This is a genomic window from Nocardia neocaledoniensis, from assembly GCF_029868625.1.
GTDB lineage: Bacteria > Actinomycetota > Actinomycetes > Mycobacteriales > Mycobacteriaceae > Nocardia > Nocardia neocaledoniensis_A.
Map to the genome: position 1 here is coordinate 21,469 of NZ_JARWOJ010000046.1, position 6,312 is coordinate 27,780.

General features: G+C 70.4%; 8 protein-coding genes. All 8 read left to right on the forward strand.

What is annotated here, in order from left to right; genetic code table 11:
• The 8 genes from QH270_RS02425 to QH270_RS02460 all read left to right on the forward strand — a co-directional run bounded on the left by QH270_RS02425 (position 1) and on the right by QH270_RS02460 (position 6,244).
• Positions 1–873, forward strand: a complete 873-nt coding sequence (locus QH270_RS02425) for an AAA family ATPase (protein ID WP_280338684.1) — start codon at positions 1–3, stop codon at positions 871–873.
• 1 nt (position 874) lies between these two features.
• Positions 875–2,266, forward strand: coding sequence for a vWA domain-containing protein (locus QH270_RS02430; RefSeq protein ID WP_280338680.1), 1,392 nt, complete (start codon positions 875–877; stop codon positions 2,264–2,266).
• 12 nt (positions 2,267–2,278) lie between these two features.
• Positions 2,279–2,614 (forward strand): MmcQ/YjbR family DNA-binding protein, encoded by a 336-nt coding sequence (locus QH270_RS02435; RefSeq protein WP_280338681.1) that lies wholly within the window; start codon positions 2,279–2,281, stop codon positions 2,612–2,614.
• 128 nt (positions 2,615–2,742) lie between these two features.
• The gene (locus tag QH270_RS02440; RefSeq protein ID WP_280338682.1) at positions 2,743–3,942 is read left to right on the forward strand and encodes a hypothetical protein; all 1,200 of its coding nucleotides are present in this window, start codon (positions 2,743–2,745) and stop codon (positions 3,940–3,942) included.
• Positions 3,943–3,953: 11 nt separating this feature from the next.
• Positions 3,954–4,598 (forward strand): nicotinate-nucleotide adenylyltransferase, encoded by a 645-nt coding sequence (gene nadD / locus QH270_RS02445; RefSeq protein WP_110039526.1) that lies wholly within the window; start codon positions 3,954–3,956, stop codon positions 4,596–4,598.
• Positions 4,595–5,008: a ribosome silencing factor gene (gene rsfS / locus QH270_RS02450; protein ID WP_232997390.1), complete on the forward strand. Its 414-nt coding sequence runs from the start codon at positions 4,595–4,597 to the stop codon at positions 5,006–5,008. The genes nadD and rsfS overlap by 4 nt, the downstream gene beginning before the upstream one ends.
• The gene (locus QH270_RS02455) at positions 5,005–5,664 is read left to right on the forward strand and encodes a histidine phosphatase family protein (protein ID WP_110039528.1); all 660 of its coding nucleotides are present in this window, start codon (positions 5,005–5,007) and stop codon (positions 5,662–5,664) included. Before rsfS ends, QH270_RS02455 begins: the two co-directional genes overlap by 4 nt.
• Positions 5,654–6,244 carry a hypothetical protein gene (locus tag QH270_RS02460; protein ID WP_280338683.1) on the forward strand — a complete coding sequence of 197 codons (591 nt, stop codon included), beginning with the start codon at positions 5,654–5,656 and terminating at the stop codon, positions 6,242–6,244. The genes QH270_RS02455 and QH270_RS02460 overlap by 11 nt, the downstream gene beginning before the upstream one ends.
• Positions 6,245–6,312 lie beyond the last annotated feature (68 nt).

Below are 6,312 nucleotides of genomic sequence, written 5' to 3' on the forward strand. Positions count from 1 at the left end.
ATGACACTGGTAGCGGAACCGATCTTCACCTCGGTCGACGACGTCATCACCCGCCTGGCCACCACCGGCTATCTCGCCGACAAGGCCACGGCCACGTCGGTCTTCCTGGCCGATCGCCTCGGTAAGCCGCTGCTCATCGAGGGCCCCGCCGGTGTCGGCAAGACCGAACTGTCGCGTGCGGTCGCGCAGGTCGCCGGCGCCGAACTGGTCCGCCTGCAGTGCTACGAGGGCGTCGACGAGGCGCGCGCGCTCTACGAGTGGAACCACGCCAAGCAGATCCTGCGGATCCAGGCGTCGAGTGAGAACGACTGGGCCGAAACCAAAGCCGACGTCTTCACCGAGGAGTTCCTGCTCTCGCGCCCGCTGCTCACCGCCATCCGGCGCAGCGAGCCGACGGTCCTGCTGATCGACGAGACCGACAAGGCCGATGTCGAGATCGAGGGCCTGCTGCTGGAGGTGCTCAGCGATTTCGCGGTGACCGTGCCGGAGCTGGGCACCATCACCGCCACCAGGAAGCCGTTCGTGGTGTTGACCTCGAACGCCACCCGCGAGCTGTCCGAGGCGCTCAAGCGTCGCTGCCTGTACCTGCACCTGGACTTCCCCGACGAAGACCTCGAGCGGCGCATCCTGGCCAGCCGCGTCCCCGAGTTGTCGGCCGCGGTGGGTGAGCAGCTGGTGCGGATCGTGCACGTGCTGCGCGGCATGCAGCTCAAGAAGCTGCCGTCGGTGGCGGAGTCGATCGACTGGGGCCACACCCTGCTGGCGCTCGGCGCCGAGGACCTCGACGACGCGACCGTGCGCGCCACCCTCGGCGTCGTGCTCAAGCACCGCAGCGACCACCAGCGCGCGCTGGCCGAGCTGAAGCTGGCGTGAGATGAGCGCGCCCGCCCCGCACGGACTCGGTGGGCACGTCGCCGGGTTCGTGGCGGCGCTGCGTGCCCGCGGCGTCCCGGTGGGGCCGTCGGAGACCGTCGACGCGGGCCGGGTGCTCACGGTGCTCGACCTGCTCGATCGCGAGTCGGTGCGGGAGGGTCTGGCGTGCGCGTTGCTGCGCCGCCCGACCCACCGCGCCACCTTCGACGGACTGTTCGACCTGTGGTTCCCGGTCGCGGTGGGTGACCGCAGCGCGTCGTCTCCCGAAGTGCCACGTACCCCGGACGGCCAGGTCGACCTGCCCGCGCTGCGCGAGCAACTAGCCGAGCTGCTCACCACCGAGGACAGCGGCGCCCAGCTGCAACTGCTGGCCGGGCAGATCGTCGAGCAGCTGGGGCAGTACCAATCGGCGCGCGGCCCTTCGTTCTCCGCGTATCAGGCGCTCAAAGACCTTGCGCCACAAACGTTGCTGTCGCGAGTGCTGGCCGGTCTCGGCCTGCCACCCGACGCGAGCGACCGTGATACCGAGGTCGCGCAGCGCCTGGTCCGGGAGCGGATCGCGGGCTTCCGCAGGAGCGTGGAAGCCGAGACCAACCGCCGCGTCGCCGAACAGATCGGGCGCGAGCGGGTCGCCACCTACGGCGTCGCCCGCCAGGCCGAGGACGCCGACTTCCTGCGCGCCTCCGAACGCGAACTGGCCGAGCTGCGGCGCGGCACCCAGCGGCTGGCCCGGATACTCGCCTCACGACTTGCGGTGCGGCGCAAGCGTGCCCGTCGGGGCGAGATCGACCTGCGCAAGACGCTGCGCGCGTCGATGTCGACCGGCGGCGTCCCGATCGACCTCGTGCAGCGCAAGCCCCGGCCCGGCAGGCCGGAACTGGTGTTGCTGTGCGACATCTCGGGTTCGGTCGCCGGGTTCAGCAATTTCACCCTGCTGCTGGTGAGCGCGTTGCGTGAACAGTTCTCCCGCGTGCGGATCTTCGCCTTCGTCGACCGTACCGACGAGGTCACCGGCTTCTTCGACCCGCACGCCGGCCTCGACGACGTCTTGACCAGGATCTTCACCGAATCCCGGATCATCGACGCCGACGGGCACTCCGACTACGGCCAGGCGCTGACCACCTTCGCCGACGGGTTCGCCGACGCCGTCACCAGCCGCAGTTCGTTGCTGGTCCTCGGCGACGGCCGCACCAACTACCGCAATCCGCAACTGGACATCCTGCGGCAGCTGGTCGACACGGCCAAGCACGCGCACTGGCTCAACCCCGAACCGCGGAACCTGTGGGGCAGTGGCGATTCGGCGTCCCGCGAGTACGGCGAGGTGATCGAGATGCACGAATGCCGGTCCGCCCGACAGCTCACCGAAGTGGTCTCGCGGCTGTTGCCCGTCTGAAGGAGCAGGTGAATGAGCGAAGATCTGCTGGCCTACTGCCTGGCCAAACCCGGTGCCTGGCAGGACGAGCCCTGGGAAGGTGATGTCGTGGCCAAGGTGGGCGACAAGATCTTCGCCTTCCTCGGCACCGGCGCCTCGATCGGTCTCAAATGCGGTCGTGACCGTGCCGAAGCCGATGAACTGGTGCTCATCTACCCGGACGATGTCAGCGCGTCGGCCTACATCGGCCGCTACGGCTGGAACAGCATCACCGTGGACGGCGCCGTCCCACCCGACGAGCTGCGCGAGCTGATCGACGCCTCCTATGACGCGGTCGTCGCCAAGCTGCCGAAGTCGAAGCGCCCCTGAGGGCTTCAGCGAACGTTAAGCGGCTCGAAGGCATCGCCCACCAAGATCACGGCCATGCTGGCAGGGGCGTCGGGTGACGACGAGCGGTCCGATCGGACATCGGTGGTGGGGGAGGTCCGCTCGCGACGATGCGGCACGCGCGGGTCCCGGTCCGCTCGGTGAACGACCCGCTCGACGACGAGAGCGTCCCCGACAACCCCGCTTTCGGCACCGCGAGCCGACCGGGGGCCCGGCCCGAACCTCGCCAGTCGCCCCTGCTCCAGGCGGGTGTCGCGGCGGCCGGCGGGCCTGCCGGGTCGGAGACGCCGGAGGTGGTCGGCGGATCTTCCGTGGACGCTGGTGCCGGTGCGTTCGATGTGCACCAGTGGTGGAACGCCTGGGAGCCCGTGACACCGGGTCCGATCGCCTCTCGAACCGGCGAAGAGCCGCCGGAGGCCGGACCGCCCGCGCTGCCGAACGGGTCCGGCGCGCGCGTGGCACGGCGGCTGGCCGAGATCGCGGCGACCCGCCTGGCCGACGCCCCGCAAGCGGCTGAGGAGCAGCTGCGGCGGGCGCTGGTGGTCGGATACGGCGAACTGGACGCGCGAGAGGAGGCGCAGCTGCGCACCCGGCTCACGACCGCGGTCGCGGCGCAACCGGGTCGCGACGCCGATCTCGCCCGCGCCGCCGCCGCTGCCGCCGCCTGCTGGCAGCCGATCTCGGCGGCCGACGCGGCATATCTCAGGCTGGTCGAGGGCCGGGCGTGGCATCGGGCGGGCAAGCACGCCGAAGCCGTCGCCGCCTTCGAACGGACCCTGCTCGGCGCGGAGGTCGCCTACCCGCCAGGGGAGCTCGCCCGGGTCCGCACCGAGTTCGCCGAGTCGTTGATCCGGCTCCGCCGGTACCGACAGGCGGCGTGGCAGTTCAGTGAGGCGGCCCGGGTGCTCGCCGGTTCACCCGCCGATCGGCGCAGGCACGCCGATCTGGTGTGGTCGGCGGCCGTGGCCCGCGAATGCTGCGGGCAGGAGTCCGCCGCGCTCGGCGGCTACCTGCGGGCGGCGGGCCTGTGGGGTGAGCTGGGCAAGATCGTCCCTCGGGCCCGGTGCCTGCGGGCGGCGGCCTGGCTGCAGTTGCGGGGGCCGGGTGGCCGGATCCGCGGACCGTGGTGGGTCACGATGGGCGTGCTGCGTACCGAACTCGAGCAGCTGTATGCCGCCGATCCGGCCGCCCATATCGCCGAGGAGCTCGATCGCACCCGCGCCCAGTTCGCGCAGATGTGCGCGCAGACGGCTGGACTACGGGCCGGTTCGGCGTACTCCGATCCGCTGCGTGGGCAGGACCCCCGTTAAGCTCGGACCTCATGCACGACACAGCTCGGCCGCGCCGCAAGCTCGGCGTCATGGGCGGCACCTTCGACCCCGTTCACCACGGCCATCTGGTCGCGGCGAGCGAGGTCGCGAACCGGTTCGAGCTCGACGAAGTCATCTTCGTGCCGACCGGGCAGCCGTGGCAGAAGGCGAACAAGCAGGTCAGCCCCGCCGAGGACCGTTACCTGATGACCGTCATCGCCACCGCGTCCAATCCGAGGTTCTCGGTCAGCCGGGCCGATATCGAGCGCAACAAGGTCACCTACACGGTCGACACCCTGCGCGAGATGCAGAGCGCCCACCCCGACGCCGAGCTGTACTTCATCACCGGTGCGGACGCGCTGGCCAACATCCTGACATGGCAGGATTGGACCGAACTGTTCGAACTGGCGAAGTTCGTCGGGGTGAGCCGTCCGGGGTACGAGCTGAACACCGACCATCTCGAGGAGCATCTGCGGGACTATCCCGCCGACGCCGTGACGATGATCGAGATCCCCGCGCTGGCCATCTCGTCGAGCGAATGCCGCCGCCGCGCCGCGGAGGGTCGGCCGGTCTGGTACCTCGTCCCCGACGGCGTGGTGCAGTACATATCGAAGCGGCACCTGTATGGGCCCGCAGAAACGGAAGGTAAGGCATGAGTGCCACCGCGGAAGCGGTCGAGATGGCCAAGGTCGCCGCACTCGCGGCAGACGACAAGCTGGCCACCGATGTCGTCGTCCTCGACGTGTCCGAGCAGCTGGTGATCACCGATTGCTTCGTGATCGCCTCGGCGCCCAACGAGCGCCAGGTCAACGCGATCGTCGACAACGTCGAGGAGAAGCTGCGCGCGGCCGGACACAAGCCGGTCCGTCGCGAGGGGACCCGCGAGGGCCGCTGGGCGCTGCTCGACTACGTCGACATCGTCGTACACATCCAGCACAACGACGAGCGCAACTTCTATGCGCTGGAGCGGCTGTGGCGTGACTGCCCGACCGTCCCCGTCGACGGTATCGCAGCACCGGCGGCTCCGGCCGCCGCCGACGCACAGGCAGAGGGCGACACCGAGTGAGCAAGTACGCCCATGTGCGCACGCTGATCCTGCTGCGGCACGGGCAGACCGAATGGAACGCGGCCGACCGGATGCAGGGGCAGATCGACACCGATCTCACCGAGCTGGGCAGGCAGCAGGCCAAAGAGGCCGCGCGCGAACTGATCTCGCGCAATGCGATCGCCATCCACGCCTCCGATCTGCGTCGCGCCAAGGAGACCGCGCAGGCGCTCGGCGACCTCAGCGACCTGCCGGTGGTGACCGACACCCGGCTGCGCGAGACCCACCTGGGCGACTGGGAGGGACTGACCCACCTCGAGGTCGACGCCGACTACCCCGGCGCCCGGGTGCAGTGGCGACTCGACGCCACCTATCGTCCGCCCGGCGGCGAGAGCAAACTCGAGGTCGGCGCGCGCGCCCTGCCCGTGGTGCGCGAACTGTACAACGACCGGCAGGATTGGCCCGGCCGGACTATCATCCTGGTTGCGCACGGCGGGCTGATCGCGGCCCTGACGGCCGCGTTGCTGGATCTGCCCCCGGCGAACTGGCCAGCCCTCGGTGGGCTGGCCAATACGAGCTGGGTGCAGCTGTCCAGCCACGGCCCGGACATCGATACACCCGGCTGGCGCCTCGATGTTTGGAACGCAGCGGCGAAGGTAGCTCCCGATGTCCTCTGAAGAGCCCGTCCGATCGGTACCGGACGAACTGTTCCAGCAGGTGACGGCCAAGGCCGGACGGCAATTGCCGGACGCGCTGTTCGGCCCGCCACCCGCTCGCCCCGCACGCCCCGAGCGTGAGGAGCCCATCCGTTCGGTACCGGACGAACTCTTCAAGCAGGTCACCGCGCGCAGCGAACGTTCGCTACCCGATGCCCTCTTCGGCCCGGCCCCCGCGCCGGTCGTCGCCGAACCCGAACCGGCCGAGTCGACGGGCGCCGACGCGGCCACCGCCGAGGCGGGCGAGTCTTCGGAAGACGCCGACGCCGACGATGACGGAGCCGCGAGTTCCGCGTCGGCTGAAGTCGTCGAACCGGATTCGAGTGCTGCCGCGGGCTCCGCTGTCGCACAGCCGGATACCGCCGCGGTAGCCGAGACCGCGGACTCGGCGATCGTCGCTGACTCCGTGGGTACCGCTGACCCGGTGGTGGTCGCCCCGGCTGGGCCGCCCACCTCGAGTGGCGAGGAATCCGCGCCCACCGCGGTCGGGGCGGATTCCGCCGCGCCGCACGGCAACCCAACCCGGGCCCCGGAAGCGTAACCCGACGCACCGGCCGGGGGAGGCGTGTGGGGCCACGCGGCCGGCCCATCCCAACCCGCCAAGGGCGG

Excerpts from the sequence above, each read along its gene's own strand:
- QH270_RS02425 (WP_280338684.1), top strand. The coding sequence starts at position 1 with ATGACACTGGTAGCGGAACCGATCTTCACCTCGGTCGACGACGTCATC.
- QH270_RS02430 (WP_280338680.1), top strand. The coding sequence starts at position 875 with ATGAGCGCGCCCGCCCCGCACGGACTCGGTGGGCACGTCGCCGGGTTC.
- QH270_RS02435 (WP_280338681.1), top strand. The coding sequence starts at position 2,279 with ATGAGCGAAGATCTGCTGGCCTACTGCCTGGCCAAACCCGGTGCCTGG.
- QH270_RS02440 (WP_280338682.1), top strand. The coding sequence starts at position 2,743 with ATGCGGCACGCGCGGGTCCCGGTCCGCTCGGTGAACGACCCGCTCGAC.
- nadD (WP_110039526.1), top strand. The coding sequence starts at position 3,954 with ATGCACGACACAGCTCGGCCGCGCCGCAAGCTCGGCGTCATGGGCGGC.
- rsfS (WP_232997390.1), top strand. The coding sequence starts at position 4,595 with ATGAGTGCCACCGCGGAAGCGGTCGAGATGGCCAAGGTCGCCGCACTC.
- QH270_RS02460 (WP_280338683.1), top strand. The coding sequence starts at position 5,654 with ATGTCCTCTGAAGAGCCCGTCCGATCGGTACCGGACGAACTGTTCCAG.